Raw genomic sequence first — 22,362 nt, 5'->3', positions numbered from 1 at the left:
TCGTGATTTTTAACTTGTAAGAAAAATCTTCACAGTACAATTTTTGCTTTAACATACTTTTAACAAAGTTATAAAAATTCAAGTGTTCTTACATTATCTTTTGTCGAAAAAATTCTCGCTGAATGAACTTCATCATCAAGTAAACTGTTAATTTTTTGAGGCCACTCAATTAATTTTAAGCTGTCTGTTTCTAAAAGTTCTTCAATTCCTATGTCGTAAGCTTCATTTTCATCTTTTAGCCTGTATAAATCCAGATGAAAAATGGATGCGCCTGCATCTGTTTTATACTCATTGATCAGTGAAAAAGTTGGGCTCGAAACATTATCTGCTGAGCCCAACCTTTTAACCAAAGTTTTTATCAATGTTGTTTTACCTGCACCTAAATCTCCATAGAATAGAATTGTTGAAAATTTTAAATTCTTGATTAAGGCTTCAGCTACTTCGTCAATCTGATCTAATGCATAGGTATATTCCATATAAAGACAGCGATGTTATCTTGGGTTTAATACAATAAACGGAATGATCACTTCCTCAAGAGAAACACCACCGTGTTGATAAGTGTTTCTAAAATAACTCACATAATGATTGTAATTATTAGGATAAGCAAAAAAGAGATCTCCCTTTGCAAAAATAAACGAGCTACTCATATTAATGGTAGGCAAATGAATTGATTTTGGTTCTTTAGCCTCTAGCACGTCCTTTTGCTCATACGTCAAACTACGCCCTGTCTTATATCTTAAATTTAAACTGGTATTCTTATCACCAATTACTTTAGATGGATTTTTCACATTTATGGTTCCGTGGTCTGTGGTGAGAATAATCTTAAACCCGAGTTGTTGTGATTTCTGAATCATTTCTAAAAGGGGAGAATTCTTGAACCAACTTTCGGTAAGGGAGCGGTATGATTTATCGTTACTTGCTAACTCCTTTATAACTTCCATTTCCGTTTTAGAATGGCTGAGCATATCAACAAAATTGTACACGAGTACGGTAAGATCATTTTTTTTGAGCGAATTGAAATTTTCTACTAGTTTTTTTCCGCTTTTAAGATTGGTGATCTTATGATATTCCCAATTCAGGTTACTCAGCCCTAAACGCTTCAGTTGTGCTTCTAGAAACTTGTCTTCATTTAAATTCTTTCCGCCATCATCAGTATCATTTAACCAGAGGTCCGGATGTTGTTTTTCCATCTCACTTGGCATCAAGCCGGAGAAAATCGCATTTCGCGCATATTGTGTAGCGGTGGGCAGAATGCTGTAATAAGCGCTTTCGCTTTCTTTTTTGTAGTAGTTACTTATTATAGGTTCAAAAGATTTCCACTGATCGTATCTTAAGTTATCTATCACAATAAGCATGACCGGCGCATCGTCCTTTTTGATCTGAGGGACAATTTTGTCTTTAAATAATGTATGTGACATCGTAGGGCGATCCTCATCGCTAAACCAGTCTTTATAGTTACGCTCAATAAATTTGAAAAACTGACTATTTGCTTCGGTTTTTTGAGACTCCAGAATTTCTTGCATACTCTGATCCTCAATATTCTCTAATTCAAGCTCCCAATAAATCAACTTTTGATAGAGTTCTACCCATTCTTCATAAGAATTTACCTGCGCCATATCCATTGCAATTTTTCTAAATTCTTGCTGGTAATTGAGCGTTGTTTTTTCTGAAACTAGTCGGCTTGTATCAAGGTTCTTTTTCAGACTCAACAAGATCTGATTGGGATTCACAGGTTTTATAAGGTAATCGGCGATTTTAGAGCCAATAGCCTCTTCCATTATATATTCCTCTTCACTTTTAGTAATCATAATGACCGGCAGCGTATCTCGTTTCGCTTTTATCTCGCTCAAGGTTTCAAGACCGGTTAGGCCGGGCATATTTTCATCAAGAAAAACCACATCAAAGTTTTGCTCTTCAACAAGATCAATAGCTTCGGTACCACTCTGACACGTGGTTACCTCATAATTCTTCTTTTCTAAAAATAAGATGTGGGGTTTTAATAAATCAATTTCATCATCTACCCATAGTATTTTAATCGTACTCATATATAGTATCTTTGTATAAGGTGATTCTAAAAATCACCTGTTGCGCACAGCGCGTTATTTAAAATTTTAAAGCCTTTCTTTTTGAAGACTCCTAACAAACTTACGATAATTAACGACCCTATTTATGGCTTTATTACCATACCCAACGGGCTCATCTTTAACTTAATTGAGCATAAATACTTTCAGCGCCTGCGCCGTATATCTCAAATGGGTCTGTCTTATTTAGTATATCCCGGGGCGCATCATACCCGTTTTCATCACGCAATAGGTTGTGTGCATATTATGCAAAAAGCTATGGAAAAGCTTGAGCAAAAGGGTGTTGAGATCTCTTCGGAAGAAAAGGAGGCTACCCTAGTTGCTATATTATTGCACGACATAGGTCACGGACCTTTTTCACACGCGATGGAAAACAGTATCGCAGAAGGGGTGCATCACGAGCAGATTTCGCTTCAATTCATTGAGTATCTCAATTCGGAGTTTAACGGAAGTTTAACCCTGGCTCTTAAAATTTTTAAGGGAACCTACCACCGTCCGTTCTTGCATCAATTGGTTTCGGGGCAATTAGATATGGATCGTACAGATTATCTCAAAAGAGATAGTTTTTATACAGGAATGGCCGAAGGAAACATCAATACAGACCGTATTCTCGCGATGCTGAATGTAAAGGATGATGAATTGATGGTAGAGGAAAAGGGGATTTATACTATCGAAAAATTCTTGGTAGCTCGACGTTTGATGTACTGGCAAGTGTATTTGCACAAGACCAGTTTGGTCGCAGAGCAAGTTCTTGTAAAAGTTTTAAAGCGAGCAAAATCCCTTACCGAAGCAGGTTATAAGCTTCCTGCGAGTACTGCGCTTGGGTACTTTCTGAAAAAGAAAAATGCAGAAGGAATCTTTGATCAAGAGGCGCTTGAAGTTTTTTCAAAATTAGATGATTACGATATTATTTCAGCAATGAAGGCGTGGTGTGAGGAAGACGATTTTGTTTTGCGTACACTTTGTAAAACAATTATTGATCGAAAATTACCACGCATTAAAATTAAGAAGAAACCCTTTAAAACCGATTTTATTCAGACGGAAAGGAGCCGGGTTAAAGCACACTATAATATCTCTGATGAAGAAGTAGATTATTTTGTATTCACCGGTACACTTACAAATCAAGCTTATACCTTAAAAAAGGAAGCAATTAATATTCTTACAAAAAAAAGAAAAGTCATTGATGTGATTTCTGCTAGTGATCAATTGAGTTTAAAGGCCTTGTCAAAGGTGATCACAAAAAACTATATCTGCTATCCCAAACACTTAAATTAAACCCTTTTTTTCTATTTTTGCGATGATGAAATTTACAGCTGAACAAATTGCTGGAATTTTAGAAGGCTCTGTGGATGGGAATCCCGAAGCAGAAGTTTCTAAACTTTCAAAAATAGAAGATGGAACCACGGGCTCGCTTACCTTTTTGGCGAATCCTAAATACACTCCATATATATATAAAACTAAAGCTTCAATTGCTATAGTTGACAAAAATTTTAAGCCTGAGCACGATCTTGACGTTACGCTTATAAGAGTAGATGATGCCTATAAATCGTTTTCAAAACTTTTGGAATATTACAATCAGGTAAAACTTAGTAAGTCAGGAATAGAACAACCCGTCTACATATCAGAAAGTGCTTCTTACGGTGATGATATTTATTTGGGTGCCTTTGCCTATTTAGGTAATAATGTAAGCATAGGCAATAACGTCAAAATCTATCCTAATGTTTACATTGGTGACAATTGTAAAATAGGGGATAACTGCGTGATCTTTCAGGGAGCCAAAATTTACTCTGATTGTGTTTTAGGCGAAACAGTTTACGTGCATAGTGGTGCAATTATTGGCGCAGATGGTTTTGGTTTTGCCCCTGATGAAAATGGAGAATATTCTAGAATTCCGCAAACCGGTAATGTTATTATAGAAGATAATGTAGATATCGGTGCAGGAACCACGATAGATAGAGCTACTTTGGGTTCTACGATTATACGTAAAGGTGTAAAACTAGATAATCAAATTCAGATTGCACATAACGTAGAGATAGGAGAGCATACTGCTATTGCCGCACAAACAGGTATCGCTGGTTCTACTAAAATAGGTAAGAACTGTATGATAGGAGGTCAAGTAGGTATCGTGGGACATCTTACTATAGGTGATCGCGTGCGTATTCAAGCACAATCTGGAATCACGAGAAATATTAAGAATGATGAAGCGGTGCAAGGTTCGCCGGCGCTATCCTATAATGATTTTAATAAATCTTACGTACACTTTAAAAATTTGCCAAGTCTGGCAGAACAATTAAATAATTTGGAAAAACAAAAATCCAATGATAAGTAAAGCTGAAGGAAAGCAAAAAACAATCGCCGGTGAGGTTTCCTTAACCGGCGTTGGTTTACATACAGGTAAAAATGTTACGCTAACGTTTAAGCCTGCCGATGAAAATACCGGTATGTTTTTTAAGCGCGTTGACCTTGAAGGACAGCCTATTATAGAGGCAAATGCAGATTATGTTGTGAATACCCAAAGGGGAACCAACCTCGAAAAAATGGGAGTGCACATTCAAACGAGTGAGCACGTACTTGCTGCTTGCGTTGGATTAGGAATAGACAATATTTGTATAGAATTGAATGCTTCAGAACCACCTATTATGGATGGTTCTTCAAAGTTTTTTGTTGAAGCTATTGAGAAAGTAGGCATTCAGGAGCAAGAGGCTAGCCGCGAGGAATACGTAGTAACAGAAGTGATTAGCTATGTTGATGACAAATCTGGCAGCGAAATTATGCTTATGCCGGCTGATGAATATCAACTTACTACTATGGTAGATTTTGGTACTAAAATTTTAGGCACTCAGAATGCAAGTATCAAGAGTATTTCTGAATTTAAAGATGAAATTTCAGACTCTAGAACGTTTAGTTTCCTTCACGAAATAGAGATGCTTCTTGAGCACGGACTCATTAAAGGCGGTGACCTTAATAATGCAATAGTTTATGTAGATAAAGAACTTTCTCCGGAAACTATGGAGAAGTTGAGAAAAGCATTTAATAAAGATAATATTTCAGTTAAATCTAATGGAATATTAGATAACCTAACGCTGCATCATCCTAATGAGGCTGCGCGTCACAAGCTACTTGATGTTATTGGAGATCTAGCTTTGGTAGGGATGCCTATCAAAGGAAAAGTGATCGCCAATAAACCGGGACATTTTGTAAACACGCAGTTTGCAAAAAAACTGAAGAAAATCATTAAGCTTGAAAAGCGTAATAATGTACCTAATTTTGATTTGTCAAAACCACCGGTTAAAGACATTCATCAAATTATGGCGATGCTTCCGCACAGGCCACCATTTCTTTTAGTAGATAAAATTCTGGAAATTACAGACACCGGTGTAGTGGGACTTAAAAACGTCACTATGAATGAGCCCTTCTTTGTTGGGCATTTTCCGGGAGCTCCTGTAATGCCGGGTGTTCTTCAGGTAGAAGCAATGGCTCAAACAGGTGGGATTTTAGTGTTGAGTACGGTTCCTGATCCTGAGAATTACCTTACCTATTTTATGAAAATAGATAATGTGCGCTTTAAGCAGCAAGTGCTTCCGGGAGATACACTTATCTTTAAATTAGATCTGTTATCGCCTATTCGCAGAGGAATTTGCCATATGCAGGGAAGTGCATATGTAAACGGCAAATTGGTATCTGAAGCTGAGCTTATGGCTCAAATTGTAAAAGTAAAGAAAGACTAGATTTATGAATCAACCCTTAGCATACGTACATCCGGGTGCCAAAATTGCCAAAAATGTGGTAATTGAACCTTTCACTACGATCAATAACAATGTGGTCATAGGAGAAGGAAGTTGGATAGGATCTAACGTTACCATAATGGAAGGTGCACGCATCGGTAAAAATGTAAATATTTTTCCAGGTGCTGTTATTTCAGCAATTCCACAAGATAAAAAGTTTGATGATGAGGATACGGTAACTATTATTGGCGATAACACAACCATTAGAGAATGTGTTACGATCAATAGAGGTACCACAGACAAAATGAAAACTCAGATAGGTCACGATTGTTGGATTATGGCATACAGCCATATTGCGCACGATTGTATTGTGGGTGATCACTGTATTTTTTCAAACAACAGTACCCTCGCAGGACATATTGTAGTGGGTGACCACGTAGTATTAGCAGGAATGGCAGCCGTGCAGCAATTTTGTACTATAGGAAGTCACGCCTTTGTAACCGGTGGGTCTTTAGTTCGTAAAGATGTGCCTCCTTACGTTAAAGCTGGTCGTGAACCGCTTTCTTATGTGGGTATCAATTCTATTGGGCTACGCCGAAGAGGTTTTACCACAGAGAAAATTAGAGAAATACAGGATATTTACCGTATTCTGTACCAAAAAAATTACAACAATACCCAAGCTGTAAACATTATTGAAGCCGAGATGGAGGCGACTCCGGAGCGTGATGAAATTCTTCAGTTTATTCGTAATTCGCAACGCGGAATTATGAAAGGCTATTTTACAGCAAACTAATAATAGATTATAACAGCATAGATTAATATAAAAATATGGCAACTACATCAGATATTCGTAATGGAATGTGTATTCATTACAACCACGACATTTATAAGATTGTTGAATTTTTACACGTAAAACCTGGTAAAGGACCAGCGTTTGTAAGAACAAAATTAAAAAGTGTTACTAACGGAAAAGTTTTAGATAATACATTTTCGGCAGGGCATAAAATTGAAGAAGTACGTGTAGAAACTAAAGGATATCAGTTTTTATATAATGATGGGGAATGGTACCACTTTATGAACACTGATGATTATACGCAAATCAGACTTTTGGAGTCTGCGCTAGATCAACCCGGACTTTTAAAAGAAGGCGAAGTTGTTTCTATTGCGATCAATACTGAAGACGGTATGCCGCTTTCTGTAGATATGCCGGCTCACGTGATTCTCGAAGTGACTGCAACTGAGCCTGGTGTAAAAGGAAATACTGCCACTAACGCCACCAAACCTGCGACTGTAGAAACCGGTGCTGAAGTAAATGTTCCTTTGTTTATAAATGAAGGGGACAAAATAAAAGTAGAGACCGAAAAAGGTACTTACAAAGAGCGTATAAAAGAATAAGTAGTTGAAATTTCCTCAAAAACATAGCTTAGAGCAGATTGCTACCATTCTCGGAGTAGAATATGTAGGAGCTGCTGATTTTCCGGTTCTGGGAATGAATGAGATTCATGTCGTAGAACCCGGAGATATTGTTTTTGTTGACCATCCCAAATATTATGATAAGGCTTTAGCTTCTGCGGCAACAGTTGTTTTAATAAACAAAAAAGTAGCGTGCCCAGAAGGTAAAGCTTTATTGATTTCGGAAGATCCCTTTAGCGATTTTAATAAACTTACTAAGTTCTTTAAGCCATTTGGAAAGGCAGCTTCGAGTATTGCGACTACCGCAGTGATTGGCGAAGAAACGATCATTCAGCCTAACTGCTTTATAGGTCACAATGTAAAAATCGGTCGTAATTGTTTAATTCACGCCAATGTTACGATTTACGATAATGCGATTATAGGTGATGGTGTAACTATTCATTCTGGAACTGTTCTAGGAGCAGATGCTTTTTATTATAAGAAGCGTGAAATCGGTTTTGATAAATTGCTTTCCGGCGGAAGAGTGGTCATTGAAGATCACGTAGATCTTGGAGCGCTATGTACAATAGATAAGGGTGTGACCGGCGATACTACAATTGGTCAAGGATCTAAATTAGACAATCAGGTTCACGTAGGTCACGATACTCAGATAGGAAAGCGCGTACTTATTGCCGCTCAGAGCGGAATTGCAGGCTGCGTGGTCATTGAAGATGACGTGGTGATTTGGGGACAAGTAGGTATCGCTAGCGGAATTACCATTAAGGAAAAAGCTGTGATCTTTGCGCAGAGTGGAGTAGGGCGCACCCTAGAAGGAGGTAAATCTTACTTAGGCACTCCTGCCGAAGATAGCAAGAAGAAGTTTAGAGAATTGGCTTCAATTAGGCAAATTCCTTATATTTTAGAACAAATAAAAAAATAAAATGAGTCAATCAGCAAAAGACCTTGTAAGAGGTTTATATGAATCCGATTTTTTTAATGATTCCACTGTTCTAAAAAAATTCTTACATCAGGATGCAGAACTGTATTGGAATGCATCTACCGGATTTTCAAAAATGACGTACAGCGATATTGCTGATATGTCTTCAGAAATGGGGAAATCATTCATTTCTTTAAGGTCATCTATAAGTCATCTTATTTCAGAAGGTGATAAGGTGAGCGCACGTTTAACGTATTATATTCAGACGGTTGAAAACCCTGAAGAAGAGGTGGGTATTATTCACTTTATGGCGATTTGGGAACTTAAAGACGGTCTCCTTTACAGAGGGTATCAAATTAGTCAACCTAGTGATGATGACCCGCAAAATAATGATGCGCACATCCGCATAAAGTCTTAAAATTCCTTTAGCATTCAGCTTTAAAAAATTATTTTTGTTACCACAAAATTCAAACAACTCATGAGCGTTTTAGTAAATAAAGATTCCAAAATAATTGTACAAGGTTTTACCGGAAGTGAAGGTACCTTTCACGCCGGTCAAATGATTGAATACGGGACCAACGTTGTTGGTGGTGTGACACCGGGTAAAGGTGGTCAAACCCATTTAGACAAACCGGTATTCAACACTGTTGAAGATGCAGTAAAAGAAACCGGAGCTGATGTTTCAATCATCTTTGTACCGCCGGCATTTGCTGCTGATGCGATTATGGAATCTGCTGATGCAGGAATTAAAGTGATTATTGCGATTACTGAAGGTATTCCGGTAGCAGATATGATTAAAGCTGCTGATTATATTAAAGATAAAGACTGTCGTTTAATTGGCCCTAACTGTCCTGGTGTGATCACTCCCGGAGAAGCTAAAGTAGGTATTATGCCTGGTTTTGTGTTTAAGAAAGGTAAAGTAGGTATCGTTTCTAAATCAGGAACACTTACTTATGAAGCCGCTGACCAAGTTGTAAAACAAGGTTTAGGGATCACTACTGCAATTGGAATTGGGGGAGATCCTATCATTGGTACCACTACTAAAGAGGCTGTAGAATTATTGATCAACGATCCGGAGACTGAAGCTGTTGTGATGATCGGTGAGATTGGAGGTCAGTTAGAAGCAGACGCTGCAAAATGGATCAAAGCAAGTGGAACCAAAAAGCCGGTTATTGGTTTTATCGCTGGTGAAACTGCTCCTGCCGGAAGAACAATGGGTCACGCTGGTGCTATTGTTTCTGGAGAAGGAGAATCTGCTGCAGATAAAAAGAAAATTTTAAGAGAAAACGGAGTACACGTTGTGGATTCTCCAGCTGAAATAGGCAAAAAAGTTGCTGAACTTATTGGTTAATTTCAGCCTCTGAAAAAATCAAAACCGACACGTAATGTGTCGGTTTTTTTATGCGTGTACCCCTCAAGTTTCCTATATTTACCGCTATTCAAACGAACTATTTTAGATATATCAATTTAGAATGAAACTTTTAGAAGGAAAGAATACAATTATAACAGGAGCCAGCCGCGGGATCGGTAACGGTATCGCCAAGGTTTTTGCTCAAAATGGAGCCAACGTGGCCTTTACCTATAGCTCGTCTGCAGGTCCGGCAGAAGAATTAGAACAAGAACTTCTTGCAATGGGAGTGAAAGCCAAGGCTTACAAATCAAATGCTGCTTCTTTTGAAGATTGCCAGGAATTGATAAAACAAATCAGTGCAGATTTTGAATCTATCGATGTTTTGGTCAATAATGCAGGAATAACCAAAGATAACCTGCTGATGCGTATGGGAGAAGAAGATTTTGATCAGGTTATTGAAGTAAACCTGAAGTCAATATTCAATATGACCAAAGCTGTTCAGCGCACCATGCTTAAACAACGTTACGGAAGCATCATCAATATGAGCTCTGTGGTGGGGATTAAAGGAAACGCGGGTCAAGCCAATTATGCCGCATCAAAAGCCGGAATTATAGGTTTCTCTAAATCAATGGCTTTAGAATTAGGTTCGAGAAATATCAGAACCAATGTGGTTGCTCCAGGATTTATCGAGACTGAAATGACCGCTAAACTTGACGAGAAAGTAGTAGCAGGTTGGCGAGATGCTATTCCATTAAAAAGAGGAGGTACTCCAGAAGATATCGCTAACGCTTGTGTATTTTTAGGTAGTGATATGAGTGCTTATGTTACCGGTCAAGTCTTACAAGTAGATGGCGGAATGCTAACCTAGGCAAATCTTAATACAATACTTTATGGCAATATCCACAGTCTTATATATTATCCTCTTAGGGATAATCGCTCTGGGTATTGCCATATTTTTTTACTTCCATAAACCGGAACGTTCTAAGCGTTTGCGATTACTTCTTAGCGCATTACGATTTATAAGTATTTTTGCGGTTTTGATTTTGTTGCTAAATCCTTCGGTTAAGCAAACCTCTTACAAAACCATCAAGCCTAAACTAGCGGTGGTGCTTGACAATTCTGAATCCATGTCTTTTTTAGCGGATTCGGTAGCCATACGAAAGGTTTTTAATGGAATACTTCAAAATGAGGCTTTGAGTGAACGATTTGATCTTGACGCCTATACTTTTGGATCTGAATTGAATCAACAAGAACGTGTTGATTTTAGCGAAACCCAGACCGATATTGCAAAAAGCATTCAAGCATTAGATCGAATTTACAAAGACCAAAAATACAGCAGCCTTCTAATCACTGATGGGAATACCAATCTTGGTGCTAATTATAGATACGTTGCAACCGAAGCCAAAGAGATTGCACGTCATTTTATTGTGGTTGGTGATACTTCGGCGTATGAAGATTTGCGAATTGATCAGGTTAATGTCAATCGTTACGCATATATAGATAATCAATTTCCGGTTGAAATTACGGCATTGTATTCCGGAAAAAAAGAAGTATCTGCCAAGCTTTCGGTAACGCAAAGCGGAACTATTGTACATACAGAGACCCTAAATTTATCTTCTCAAAACAGTTCTTTCCGAAGTAATTTTTATTTGAATGCGGATCAGATAGGGACCAAGCGTTATACGGTAAGGCTTGATGCATCAATCGATGAGACTAACTTAGAAAACAACACCAAGCAGTTTGCGATTGAAGTCATTGATCAACGCTCTGAAGTGCTTATTATTTATGGTGTTTTGCATCCTGATCTAGGTACGCTAAAAAAGAGTATTGAAAGCAACCAGCTACGTTCGGTAAGCCTTAAAGCTATAAATGATGTCAAGGTTGCTGAACTTAATGAAGCAGACCTAGTACTGTTGTTTGAGCCCAATGCGCGTTTTGCTACTGTTTATGAGGAACTCAATAAACTGAATAAAAACCGATTTTCAATTATAGGGCTACAAAGTAACCTCTCTTTTTTAAATCAAAGTCAGGAAGCATTCACGTTGCCGCAAAGCAGGCAGTCAGAAGCGGTGCAGGCCATTAAGAACGAATCATTTTCGGCATTTCAAACCTCTGAGATCAACTTCGCTAATTATCCTCCTTTGGAAGCCATTTTTGGCGAAATCACAGTTGCCGGCTCCAGTGATGTTCTTTTTTATCAGCGAATTACCGGTGTTACTACCGGAAATCCTTTGTTGGGGCTCACAGAGTTGTCGGGTAGAAGAGAGGTGTTTTTATTTGGAACAGGTATTTTTCAATGGCGTAGCCAGTCGTTTTTAGATACCGGAAGTTTTGAAACCTTCGATACGTTCATAGACCAATTGGTGCAATATGCAGCTTCAAATCAAAAGCGTCAGCGATTAGAACTAGATTATGACCGTTTCTATTATGGAGGAAATGCGATTGTACTTAACGCGCAGTACTTTGACAAAAATTATGTTTTTGATCCGGGCGCGCAACTTCAGGTGAAGATCTTTTCAGAGAATGAAGTTCATTATGAATCACCACTCGTTTACAACGGAACTAACTATTCAGCACAGCTTGCAGATTTAGAGCCCGGAACATATTCTTTTGAAATTACTGTTGCTGACGAAAATTTAAAAGCGGAAGGTAGCTTTACGGTGATCCCTTATACTATCGAACATCAGATTAAAAATGCCGATTGGATAACGATGGCAACTGTAGCAGAAGAAACCAATGGAAGTATCGCCCCTATGGATCGCTATTCGGAGTTGATAAACAGCCTTTTGAAAAATCAGGAGTTTACTCCCGTACAGCGGGCTATAGAAAAAAATGTACCTTTAATAGCCTTCAGTTGGCTGCTTTTCCTCATCATTGCAAGTTTAGCTGCTGAATGGTTCATCAGAAAATATAACGGACTCATATAATTAAAACTACATAAAATGGATAGATTACCTAAAATAGGAATTCCGGTAATAATTGGAGTAATAATCGTAATTGTACTCATTGCAAAATCTGCGGTAACGATTGATTCAGGAGAAGCGGGAGTACTTTATAAACCATTTGGAGGCGGTGTAGTAACTGACGAGCCCCCGCTAGGAGAAGGTTTTCAAATAGTTGCTCCTTGGAATAAAGTTTATATCTACGAGGTAAGACGGCAGGAGCTGAAAGAGATTATGAATGTTCTTTCTTCTAATGGTTTGGATATCAAATTAGAGGCTTCTGTATGGTATAAACCACAAGCTGAAAATTTGGGTAAACTGCATCAGGAGATAGGAGAAGATTATCTAAACCGAATTTTGTTACCCACTATTAGATCTGCTGCACGTTCTGTAGTGGGGCGTTATACTCCAGAACAATTGTATTCTTCAAAACGTGATGCGATTCAAGCAGAGATTTATGATGAAACTAAAAAAATCGTAAAAGATCAATATATCGTTCTTGATGAAGTATTGGTACGTGATGTCACGCTACCTGCGACGATAAAGCAAGCAATTGAACGTAAACTGCGTCAGGAACAAGAATCTTTAGAATATGAATTCAGGCTTATTTCTGCTCAAAAAGAAGCAGAACGTCAGGTTATTGAAGCGCAAGGTAAAGCTGATGCTAATAAAATTTTAAGTCAATCGCTTAATGATCAGATCTTGAAAGATAAAGGTATTGAAGCCACATTAAAACTTTCAGAATCTAACAATTCTAAAGTGATTGTTATAGGTTCTGGAGACAGTGGGTTACCCATTATTTTAGGGAATAACTAGCCTAATCAACTGTCTCTTGGCAAATTTCTGTAAATTGGAGGGAGTATCATCCCATTGGCGGCGTCAATAATAGCACAAAAAAACCGAATCGTAATCGATTCGGTTTTTTTGTGTTGTAACAGTCTTTGTACAAAGAAGCTTAGGCTTTCTTCATTCTAACATTTCGATCTCTACGCAGTTTAATTTGCTGCTTGGTTTCTTGAAGCAATTTGGCTTTGGCTACCCAATTATCATTTACAATGCGATCTGGAAAAAATTGAATACGCTCAGTAACGATCTCTATATCTCGCGTGTTAAACTTACTGATCTGATCAAAGGTGTAAATACCTATCGTATTGAGTTTTTCTTCGGTATAGGGCCCAATCCCGATAATTTTTTGAAGATCATCAGCATCTTCATAGGATGCGTAACCTATGCGCTCAAAGTCTAATTCAGTTCTGGTTTTGTCAAGTTCGGCTTGAGCGAGACGTTTCTTTTTCGCTTTAGCCGCAATTTGAATATCCTTATCGGGTAGTGTTTCCTCTAGATTTGGATCTTCAATATCAACTCCTGCTTGTTCTGAAAGCTTTTGGCGCAGATTAGAAATCCGCTTTACATATTTACTTTTCTGATAATAATACGCAAAGAAATAACCTATAGAAAAGGCACCCAACATCAATACAATAACCTCTATATACACTAATGGTATGGAGACGTAATCATTATTGGTTTGTGTCAAAACTAGATGGAGCATTATTTAAATATCAGTTCGTAGCGGTTATTTAATTCTATTTTATCTTCTTGCTCTCGGGGATACAAAGGAAATTCTTCTCCTTTTGATAATGCAATAACTTGATTTTCAGGTAAATTAAGGCTTTTTATGAGAAATAACCTAATTTTTTGAGCTTGTTCTAAGGCAATTACATAGTTATCTCGATCATCTCCAATATGATCTGTATAGCCTATAATTTCAATTTTAGCTTGTGGTTTGATCTTTAATCTTCGTTCAACTTCGGCTAAAAAACGCGATGCATTTTCATCACGCACTAAACGTGCCATTTTAAAAACAGGTCTAAACGTAATATCAGCATTTGGTTTAGCGGCTTTGGTAGTTGCCGTTTTACTCAATTTTGCGAGGCGCAAACGTTCTTCATCTTCATCAATAGCACGCTGGTTACGTTCCATTCTTTTTTGAATGTCATCTATGAGTTTATCGTAATTTCCGGTTTTAGCAAGGCTGCTATCTTGATAAATTCCTCTATTTGCTAGTTGTTCTGTAGGTTCTGTAGCTTGATAAAGAGAATCTAAAACATATCCTGGAGCTTGCTTTTTAATAGTACCAGGATTAGCAGGTTCTACAGTAGACGAAGCGTCAACAAAAAGACTCTTGCGATTATTGAATGCTCCAGTAGCGTTCAAAAAGTACAGACCTACTACACACCAGCAGGAAAATACGGAGAATGCTATAAGAAAATTCTTCATCGGTTAGTAATTTTCTCAAATGTAAGTCTTTAAGATAAAAATCACATCAAGCTGTTAAATGTATTCGATATAATGCACGTAAAAAGGATTTTTTTTATAAATTCGCCCTGTATTATGAGAAAAACAGCATTACATCATCATCATTTTTATTCACGCACTCAAGCGAGGTAAAGATGTTGTATATGTAATTGACGTATAAAAAACAGTAACCCGTTTGAGCTTTTCAAACGGGTTTTCTGTTTAGAATAGCTCAGACTACCAATCAAACCTAAAAAAATGAATAAAAAGATTAGAATCGCAATTCAGAAGTCAGGCAGACTCAACGAAGATTCTTTACAAATTTTAAAAGATTGCGGCATCTCTATTGACAACGGTCGCGATCAATTAAAAGCGAATGCTGCTAATTTTCCGCTTGAAGTATTTTACCTCCGTAATGGTGACATACCACAATACCTGAGAGACGGGGTAGTAGATATCGCGATCATTGGTGAAAATGTTTTGATCGAAAAAGGCGAGGATATAGCTATAGCTCAGAAACTGGGTTTTTCAAAATGCCGGGTGTCTTTAGCGATTCCAAAAGGAGTTAAATATGATTCGGTAGCAGATTTTGAAGGAAAGAAAATCGCTACTTCGTACCCGAATACAGTGCTTAATTATTTAAGTAAGTATAACGTAAAAGCAGATCTTCATATCATTAATGGTTCGGTAGAAATTGCTCCTAATATTGGTCTCGCAGACGGTATTTGTGACATCGTATCTAGTGGAAGTACGTTATTCAAAAATAACCTTAAAGAGGTTGAAGTGATGCTTACTTCTGAAGCCGTTCTTGCGGTCTCACCTAAAATCGATGAGGAGCGTCAGACCATTCTAGACAAATTGTTATTCAGAATTAAAGCGGTGCTTAAGGGGCGTGACTACAAATATGTTTTGTTAAACGCGCCGAACGATCGTTTAGATGAAATCATCGCATTGCTACCGGGAATGAAAAGTCCTACGGTGTTGCCGCTTGCTGAAAAAGGATGGAGTAGTGTACATTCAGTAATTGACAAGAATAAGTTCTGGGAGGTCATTGATAATCTTAAAGATTCTGGCGCTCAAGGAATTTTAGTGAGTGATATAGAAAAGATGGTGCTCTAATTTTTAGACTAAGGAAGACGTATGAATACGATTGTAAATCCTGAGCGTTCGCAATGGAATGAGATTCTAAAACGCCCTACACAAACTTACAAGCAGATTGAAAAAACCGTTTTAGAGGTTTTTGAAGCAATTCAAAATGACGGTGATGCAGCAATTGAGAAATACACTCAAAAATTTGACGGGATCAGCCTGAATTCTTTTGAAGTAACCCCTACGGAAATTACTGCTGCTGTAGCAAACCTAGATGCCGATTTAAAAGAAGCGATCACGCTAGCAAAATCTAATATTGAAGCATTTCACAAAGCACAACGCACCGAAAAAATTGAGTTAGAAACCGCACCTGGTGTAAAATGTTGGCAAGAAAAGCGGCCTATTCAGAAAGTAGGTTTGTACATTCCCGGAGGAACTGCGCCTTTGTTTTCAACGATTTTAATGCTGGCTGTTCCAGCAAAAATAGCAGGCTGTAAAGAGGTGGTGCTCTGTACGCCACCTGATAAAGAAGGGAATATCAATCCTACTATTTTATTTACCGCTCACCTTTGTGGTATTGATAAAATCTTCAAAGTTGGCGGAATTCAAGCTATTGGAGCAATGACGTTCGGCACACCGAGTATTCCAAAAGTGTATAAAATTTTCGGTCCTGGAAATCAGTTTGTAACGGTAGCTAAGCAAATGGCAACTCAATTCAACGTTAGCATTGATATGCCTGCAGGTCCGTCTGAATTATTAGTTGTTGCAGACGATACTGCCGAAGCTGCCTTTGTAGCTTCAGATTTATTAAGTCAGGCTGAGCACGGTGTGGATAGTCAAGTTATTCTTGTTTCTACCTCTAAAGATTTAATCAAAGCTGTCTCACAAGAAGTTCAAGAGCAGCTGCAAGTGCTTCCCAGAAAAGCCATTGCAGAAAAAGCCATTGTAAACAGTAAGCTGATTTTTGTTGAGACTAAAGAGCTCGCTTTAGAACTTATTGATGAGTACGGTCCTGAACACTTTATTGTGGCTACTTCTAATAATGCATTTTTTGTAGAAAATATTGCTAATGCAGGTTCTGTTTTTATAGGAAATTATACGCCTGAAAGTGCCGGGGATTATGCCTCAGGAACTAACCATACTTTGCCAACTAACGGGTATGCTAAACAATACAGCGGTGTAAATCTTGACAGTTTTATGAAGAGTATGACCTTTCAGGAAATTACGCCGGAAGGAATTCAGAATATTGGTAAAGCCATCGAACTTATGGCTGCTGCCGAAGGTTTACATGCACACAAAAATGCAGTGACTTTACGTTTAACTCAACTCGCAAACTCAAACTAATGACTGCACCTACTTTTAATTTAGAGCGTTTGATTCGCGCTAATGTTGCGCAGTTTAAACCTTATTCATCGGCTCGTGATGAGTTTAAAGATTTTCACGAGGATATGGTATTTCTTGATGCAAATGAAAATCCGTTTGAAAACGGCGTCAATCGCTATCCAGATCCACAACAGCTTACTTTAAAACAACATTTATCGTCCTTAAAACGGGTGCCGGTTGATCAAATTCTTTTAGGTAACGGAAGCGATGAAGTACTCGATTTATTATTCAGAGCTTTTTGTGAGCCCAAGCAAGATAACGTGATCACGTTACCGCCTACTTACGGAATGTACGGAGTGCTGGCAGCTACTAATGATATTGCTAACCGCGAAGTATTGCTGTCTGAAGATTTTCAGCCCCAAGTTGCTAAGATTCTGGATCAGGCAGACCATCAAACCAAAATACTTTTTCTATGTTCGCCAAACAATCCTACGGCGAATAGTTTCAAGGCAGATGCTATCGAAGTGCTGCTTCAGAATTTTAAAGGGTTGGTTGTCGTAGATGAGGCGTATATTGACTTTTCTCCAGAAGAAAGTTGGACGACAAAGCTTCAGCAATACCCTAATCTAGTCGTGACACAAACCTTGTCTAAAGCCTATGGCCTAGCGGGAATTCGCTTAGGAATATGTTATGCTTCCGCAGCAATTATTTCGATTTTAAACAAAATCAAACCACCGTACAATGTAAATGAACTTACCCAAAAACGCGCGTTAGAACGTGTGCTTGATGATAAAAAGGTTCAAGGTGAAATCAACATGATTTTAAAGGAAAGAGATGCTTTATCTAAAGTGTTACTTCAAGTGAATTTTGTTGAGAAAGTTTATCCATCTGAAGCTAATTTTATTCTAGCAAAAGTGGATGATGCCAACAAACGTTACGATCAATTGATCAAAAAAGGAATTGTGGTTCGTAATAGAAGTTCCCAGCCTTTATGCGAAAATACACTACGCTTTACCGTAGGGACAACCACCGAAAATGAAAAACTAATTACCGCTCTCAAAGAACTGGTTTAACTGTAATAAATGACTACCGAAACTACCTCCAAAAAACAAAAAGTATTATTCATTGATCGGGACGGAACGATCATTAAAGAGCCGCCCGGATATCAGGTGGATGCTTTTGAAAAGGTGACTTTTTACCCAAAAGCTTTTACCTATTTAGGTAAAATTGCTCAAGAGCTTGATTACAAGTTGGTCATGATCACCAATCAAGATGGTCTGGGAACTGATATTTTTCCTGAAGATACGTTCTGGCCGGTGCATAATTTTATTTTAAAATCCTTTGAAAACGAAGGTGTTGTGTTTGATGACGTTTTTATAGATAAAACTTTTCCTGAGGATCAAGCAGACACCCGTAAACCGGGCACGGGAATGTTAACCGAGTTTTTCTCTGAGGATTACGATCTTGCCAACAGTTTTGTTCTGGGAGATCGTATAACAGATATTGAACTGGCTAAAAACCTTGGGGCACAGGGTATTTTTATCAGTGATCATACTGATTTAGGTGCCGATGAAATCACCACCAAACGGGAAGATCTTGATGCCTTTATTGCCTTAGAAACTACAGACTGGCAAAAGATTTATGAATTTTTGAAGCTGAAAGAACGTTCCGCTTCGATCTCTAGAAAAACCAACGAAACCGACATAGAAATCAAGTTGAATCTTGACGGAACCGGCAAAAGCGATATCAAAACCGGACTAGCATTTTTTGATCATATGTTGGATCAAATCGCTAGACACGGCTCTATGGACTTGAAAATTCACGTAGATGGCGATCTTGAGGTTGATGAGCATCATACCATTGAAGATACCGCGATCGCCTTAGGTGAAGTTTTTTCTAAAGCTTTGAGTAACAAACTAGGTATTGAGCGCTACGGTTTTTGCTTACCGATGGATGATTGTCTGGCGCAGGTAGCCATAGATTTTGGAGGACGCAATTGGCTGGTCTGGGAAGCTGATTTTAAACGTGAGAAAATAGGGGAGATGCCTACTGAAATGTTTTATCATTTCTTCAAATCCTTTACAGACGGTGCTCGAGCAAACCTCAATATAAAGGCAGAAGGCACAAATGAGCATCACAAAATCGAAGCCATTTTTAAAGCTTTTGCAAAAACGATTAAAGTAGCTGTAAAACGCGATCCCGATAAAATGGTTTTGCCGAGTACAAAAGGAATGTTGTAAGCTTATGAAATTAGTAATAATCAATTACGGAGCAGGAAATATTCAAAGTATCAAATTTGCTTTTGAACGCTTAGGAGTTCACGCGATATTGTCTGATGATGCAGACGAAATCAAAGCAGCTGATAAAGTGATTTTTCCGGGTGTTGGAGAGGCGAGTAGTGCTATGGCAAAGCTGAAAGCCACGGGGTTGGATAAAATCATTCCTACGCTGAAGCAACCAGTTTTAGGAATATGTTTGGGAATGCAGTTGATGTGCAAACACTCAACTGAAGGTGACACCACTGGTTTGGGAATTTTCGATGTTGATGTGGTTAAATTTTCAAACAAAGTCAAAGTTCCACAAATCGGATGGAACGAAATCGAAAGTTTAAAAACTCCCTTATTTACGGGGATTCCCGAGAATTCCTTTATGTATTTGGTTCATAGTTTTTACGCACCAAACTGCGATCAAAAAATAGCCACCACGACTTATGATGTGGATTACGCTTCGGCCTTGCAAAAGGATAATTTTTATGGAGTACAGTTTCACCCGGAGAAAAGTGGTATAGTTGGACAGGAAATTTTGAAAAATTTCTGTCAACTTTAGCACTTCTCTGAACTTGTTTTAGAAACTGCCACTATGGAGTTCTTTTGTTACATATTATCTAACAAAAACCGCACGGTGCTTTATGTTGGGAAAACTAAAGACTTGCACACAAGATTAAAACAACATAAGAAAGGTAAAGGGGGCTGTTTTTACAAAAAAATATAATTGTAATGAGCTTTTATATTTTGAAACGTTTAAAACTGGCAGTGAAGCTTGGCAAAGGGAGCAGCAATTAAAGAGATGGCATAAGGAGTGGAAGTGGAATTTGATTAAAGCTAAAAATCCAGACCTGAAAGAAATCAAAATTGATACTAAAAAATTGGAAATAGATTCTAACAATATGAGAAACAAAGGATCGAAAGGCCCTGAAACAAGTTCAGGGTTTAGAATAATCCCTGCAATAGATATAATCGACGGTAAGTGTGTGCGCCTTTCTAAAGGTGATTACAACACCAAAAAAATATATAATGAGAGTCCGTTAGAGGTTGCAAAGGAATTTGAAGCCCACGGAATTCAGTATTTGCATTTGGTTGACTTAGATGGTGCTAAAAGCAAGCATATTGTGAATCATAAGGTGCTCGAGCAAATTGCTTCTCAAACCAGCCTAAAAATTGATTTTGGAGGCGGACTCAAAACCGACGATGATCTGCGCATTGCTTTTGAAAGTGGTGCTTCACAAATCACCGGTGGAAGCATCGCCGTTAAAGATCCTGAAACTTTTAAAAGCTGGTTACAGAAATTTGGTGCTAATAAAATCATTTTAGGCGCAGATGCTAAAGATGAAAAAGTTGCGGTCAGCGGCTGGCTTGAAGAGTCTAAAGAAGAATTGATTCCGTTTATTCAAGGCTATCAAAAGGAAGGAGTTTCTTATGTGATTTGTACAGACATTAGTAAAGACGGGATGTTACAAGGACCTTCTTTTGAGTTGTATAAGCGTATTTTAGAAGAAACGAAGAACTTGAAACTGATTGCTTCCGGCGGAATTTCAACTTTTGAAGAATTGCCAAAACTAGCTGAATTAGGTTGCGAAGGAACGATAATCGGTAAAGCGATCTATGAAGGCCGCATTTCAATGAAACAGTTGGAAAATTATATTTTGGAACATGAATAATGCTTCAACTTTTAGAGAAGAATTGGTCAACAATATTTTCTACAGGTTAGATGAAAACCTTAGAATGATAAGAATTGCATTAGCTCAAATCACAGAAGAAGAGATCTGGTTAAAACCCAATCCCACGCTAAACAGTATAGGCAATTTGATTTTACACCTATGCGGAAATCTGACTCAATATGGAATTTCTTCTTTAAGCGGAGCTTCAGATGATCGCGTTAGAGATTTAGAATTTTCAACTGAAAGTGGACTTTTAAAACAAGAGTTGTTAGATAAATTGGAGACTACGGTTAATCAAGTTAAAGCGACGATAATTCAAGTTTCTGATGAGCGTCTAATTCAAATAAAGGAGGTTCAAGGGTATCAATTTTCAGGTATTGGAAATGCTATTCATTTAGTAGAACACTTTTCTTATCATACGGGTCAGATCGCTTTTTGGGTAAAAATGCTTAAGTCAAAAGATTTAGGTTTTTATTCTAATGTTGACTTGAATAAAAGAAATAAAAAAGAATAATTATGTTAACCAAACGTATAATTCCCTGTCTCGATATCAAAAACGGAAGAACGGTAAAAGGTGTCAATTTTGTGGACTTGCGTGATGCCGGTGATCCGGTGGAACTGGCTGCAAAATATGCCGAAACGGGAGCAGACGAACTCGTTTTTCTTGATATTTCGGCTACAGAAGAACGCCGAAAAACCTTAGCCAATCTAGTTTTACGCGTAGCGGAAAAAATAAATATTCCGTTTACCGTAGGCGGCGGTATTTCTTCGGTTGAAGATGTAGATGTGTTGCTTCAGAATGGCGCAGATAAGGTTTCAATCAATTCTTCCGCAGTAAAAAGTCCGCAACTCATTAATGATTTGGCGGCAAAATTTGGTTCGCAATGTGTAGTGGTGGCGATTGATGCCAAACAGATCAATGGAAAGTGGACGGTGCATCTTGTAGGAGGAAAAGTCCCAACCGAACTCGATCTTTTTGAATGGGCAAAAGAGGTGGAAACCCGCGGCGCCGGCGAGATCTTATTCACCTCAATGGACCACGACGGTACTAAAAACGGATTTGCAGATGAAGCTTTAGCCAAGTTGAGTACGATGCTGAATATTCCTATTATTGCTTCAGGAGGGGCAGGAGCGATGCAGCATTTTACAGATACTTTTGTAAATGGAAAAGCAGATGCAGCCTTGGCAGCGAGTGTGTTTCATTTTCACGAAATCGACATTCCCGAACTCAAACAAGTTTTAAAAGAGAATAATATCCCGGTTAGAATTTAAAGACTTAGCCGAAAAACA

General features: G+C 38.1%; 24 protein-coding genes. 20 read left to right on the top strand and 4 right to left on the bottom strand.

What is annotated here, in order from left to right; all coding sequences use genetic code 11:
- Window positions 1–68: 68 nt before the first annotated feature.
- Window positions 69–476, bottom strand: coding sequence for a tRNA (adenosine(37)-N6)-threonylcarbamoyltransferase complex ATPase subunit type 1 TsaE (gene tsaE, locus LDL79_RS16310; protein WP_225598504.1), 408 nt, complete (start codon window positions 474–476; stop codon window positions 69–71).
- Between the two features lie 15 nt (window positions 477–491).
- Entirely contained in the window at window positions 492–2,045 is a 1,554-nt protein-coding gene (gene porX / locus LDL79_RS16305; RefSeq protein WP_225598503.1) for a T9SS response regulator signal transducer PorX, read from the bottom strand.
- 81 nt (window positions 2,046–2,126) lie between these two features.
- Here porX and LDL79_RS16300 point away from each other — a divergent pair, with 81 nt between their 5' ends.
- The 11 genes from LDL79_RS16300 to LDL79_RS16250 all read left to right on the top strand — a co-directional run bounded on the left by LDL79_RS16300 (window position 2,127) and on the right by LDL79_RS16250 (window position 13,244).
- The gene (locus tag LDL79_RS16300) at window positions 2,127–3,356 is read left to right on the top strand and encodes an HD domain-containing protein (RefSeq protein WP_225598502.1); all 1,230 of its coding nucleotides are present in this window, start codon (window positions 2,127–2,129) and stop codon (window positions 3,354–3,356) included.
- Window positions 3,357–3,381: 25 nt separating this feature from the next.
- Window positions 3,382–4,410: a UDP-3-O-(3-hydroxymyristoyl)glucosamine N-acyltransferase gene (lpxD, locus tag LDL79_RS16295; protein ID WP_072982147.1), complete on the top strand. Its 1,029-nt coding sequence runs from the start codon at window positions 3,382–3,384 to the stop codon at window positions 4,408–4,410.
- Complete coding sequence (locus LDL79_RS16290; protein ID WP_072982145.1) at window positions 4,400–5,809, top strand: bifunctional UDP-3-O-[3-hydroxymyristoyl] N-acetylglucosamine deacetylase/3-hydroxyacyl-ACP dehydratase; 1,410 nt, start codon at window positions 4,400–4,402, stop codon at window positions 5,807–5,809. The genes lpxD and LDL79_RS16290 overlap by 11 nt, the downstream gene beginning before the upstream one ends.
- A 4-nt stretch (window positions 5,810–5,813) precedes the next feature.
- A complete protein-coding gene (lpxA, locus tag LDL79_RS16285; protein ID WP_072982143.1) occupies window positions 5,814–6,599 on the top strand; it encodes an acyl-ACP--UDP-N-acetylglucosamine O-acyltransferase in 786 nt (261 codons plus the stop codon).
- Window positions 6,600–6,634: 35 nt separating this feature from the next.
- On the top strand, window positions 6,635–7,201 hold the full coding sequence (gene efp / locus LDL79_RS16280; RefSeq protein WP_072982142.1) for an elongation factor P: 567 nt from the start codon (window positions 6,635–6,637) through the stop codon (window positions 7,199–7,201).
- 4 nt (window positions 7,202–7,205) lie between these two features.
- Entirely contained in the window at window positions 7,206–8,138 is a 933-nt protein-coding gene (locus LDL79_RS16275) for a UDP-3-O-(3-hydroxymyristoyl)glucosamine N-acyltransferase (RefSeq protein WP_225598501.1), read from the top strand.
- Between the two features lies 1 nt (window position 8,139).
- Window positions 8,140–8,553 carry a nuclear transport factor 2 family protein gene (locus LDL79_RS16270; RefSeq protein WP_072982139.1) on the top strand — a complete coding sequence of 138 codons (414 nt, stop codon included), beginning with the start codon at window positions 8,140–8,142 and terminating at the stop codon, window positions 8,551–8,553.
- Between the two features lie 60 nt (window positions 8,554–8,613).
- Window positions 8,614–9,486 carry a succinate--CoA ligase subunit alpha gene (sucD, locus tag LDL79_RS16265; protein WP_072982137.1) on the top strand — a complete coding sequence of 291 codons (873 nt, stop codon included), beginning with the start codon at window positions 8,614–8,616 and terminating at the stop codon, window positions 9,484–9,486.
- Window positions 9,487–9,607: 121 nt separating this feature from the next.
- On the top strand, window positions 9,608–10,354 hold the full coding sequence (gene fabG, locus LDL79_RS16260) for a 3-oxoacyl-[acyl-carrier-protein] reductase (RefSeq protein ID WP_225598500.1): 747 nt from the start codon (window positions 9,608–9,610) through the stop codon (window positions 10,352–10,354).
- 22 nt (window positions 10,355–10,376) lie between these two features.
- Window positions 10,377–12,413, top strand: a complete 2,037-nt coding sequence (locus LDL79_RS16255; RefSeq protein ID WP_225598499.1) for a vWA domain-containing protein — start codon at window positions 10,377–10,379, stop codon at window positions 12,411–12,413.
- Between the two features lie 15 nt (window positions 12,414–12,428).
- On the top strand, window positions 12,429–13,244 hold the full coding sequence (locus LDL79_RS16250) for a prohibitin family protein (RefSeq protein WP_072982132.1): 816 nt from the start codon (window positions 12,429–12,431) through the stop codon (window positions 13,242–13,244).
- A 139-nt stretch (window positions 13,245–13,383) separates the two neighbouring features.
- Here the strand turns inward: LDL79_RS16250 and LDL79_RS16245 are convergent, their stop codons facing one another.
- Window positions 13,384–13,977 carry a hypothetical protein gene (locus LDL79_RS16245; protein ID WP_225598498.1) on the bottom strand — a complete coding sequence of 198 codons (594 nt, stop codon included), beginning with the start codon at window positions 13,975–13,977 and terminating at the stop codon, window positions 13,384–13,386.
- Entirely contained in the window at window positions 13,977–14,705 is a 729-nt protein-coding gene (locus LDL79_RS16240; protein ID WP_225598497.1) for an OmpA family protein, read from the bottom strand. Before LDL79_RS16240 ends, LDL79_RS16245 begins: the two co-directional genes overlap by 1 nt.
- A gap of 276 nt (window positions 14,706–14,981) precedes the next feature.
- Here LDL79_RS16240 and hisG point away from each other — a divergent pair, with 276 nt between their 5' ends.
- The 9 genes from hisG (at window position 14,982) to hisF (ending at window position 22,344) form a co-directional block, all read left to right on the top strand.
- Complete coding sequence (gene hisG, locus LDL79_RS16235) at window positions 14,982–15,842, top strand: ATP phosphoribosyltransferase (protein ID WP_225598496.1); 861 nt, start codon at window positions 14,982–14,984, stop codon at window positions 15,840–15,842.
- A 21-nt stretch (window positions 15,843–15,863) separates the two neighbouring features.
- Window positions 15,864–17,156 (top strand): histidinol dehydrogenase, encoded by a 1,293-nt coding sequence (hisD, locus tag LDL79_RS16230; RefSeq protein WP_225598495.1) that lies wholly within the window; start codon window positions 15,864–15,866, stop codon window positions 17,154–17,156.
- On the top strand, window positions 17,156–18,208 hold the full coding sequence (hisC, locus tag LDL79_RS16225) for a histidinol-phosphate transaminase (RefSeq protein ID WP_225598494.1): 1,053 nt from the start codon (window positions 17,156–17,158) through the stop codon (window positions 18,206–18,208). Before hisD ends, hisC begins: the two co-directional genes overlap by 1 nt.
- A 9-nt stretch (window positions 18,209–18,217) precedes the next feature.
- The gene (hisB, locus tag LDL79_RS16220; RefSeq protein WP_225598493.1) at window positions 18,218–19,375 is read left to right on the top strand and encodes a bifunctional histidinol-phosphatase/imidazoleglycerol-phosphate dehydratase HisB; all 1,158 of its coding nucleotides are present in this window, start codon (window positions 18,218–18,220) and stop codon (window positions 19,373–19,375) included.
- A gap of 4 nt (window positions 19,376–19,379) precedes the next feature.
- A complete protein-coding gene (gene hisH, locus LDL79_RS16215) occupies window positions 19,380–19,961 on the top strand; it encodes an imidazole glycerol phosphate synthase subunit HisH (RefSeq protein ID WP_225598492.1) in 582 nt (193 codons plus the stop codon).
- Between the two features lie 33 nt (window positions 19,962–19,994).
- Window positions 19,995–20,126, top strand: a complete 132-nt coding sequence (locus tag LDL79_RS16210) for a GIY-YIG nuclease family protein (RefSeq protein ID WP_225598491.1) — start codon at window positions 19,995–19,997, stop codon at window positions 20,124–20,126.
- A gap of 175 nt (window positions 20,127–20,301) precedes the next feature.
- Window positions 20,302–21,072 (top strand): 1-(5-phosphoribosyl)-5-[(5-phosphoribosylamino)methylideneamino]imidazole-4-carboxamide isomerase, encoded by a 771-nt coding sequence (gene hisA / locus LDL79_RS16205; RefSeq protein WP_225598490.1) that lies wholly within the window; start codon window positions 20,302–20,304, stop codon window positions 21,070–21,072.
- A complete protein-coding gene (locus tag LDL79_RS16200) occupies window positions 21,065–21,586 on the top strand; it encodes a DinB family protein (protein ID WP_225598489.1) in 522 nt (173 codons plus the stop codon). The genes hisA and LDL79_RS16200 overlap by 8 nt, the downstream gene beginning before the upstream one ends.
- A 2-nt stretch (window positions 21,587–21,588) precedes the next feature.
- Entirely contained in the window at window positions 21,589–22,344 is a 756-nt protein-coding gene (gene hisF, locus LDL79_RS16195) for an imidazole glycerol phosphate synthase subunit HisF (RefSeq protein WP_225598488.1), read from the top strand.
- Window positions 22,345–22,362 lie beyond the last annotated feature (18 nt).

It is taken from the genome of Leeuwenhoekiella palythoae, from assembly GCF_020310025.1.
Taxonomy (GTDB): domain Bacteria; phylum Bacteroidota; class Bacteroidia; order Flavobacteriales; family Flavobacteriaceae; genus Leeuwenhoekiella; species Leeuwenhoekiella palythoae.
The sequence above is the reverse complement of the archived record's forward strand: the minus strand, read 5'-3'. Positions and strand labels throughout refer to the sequence as shown.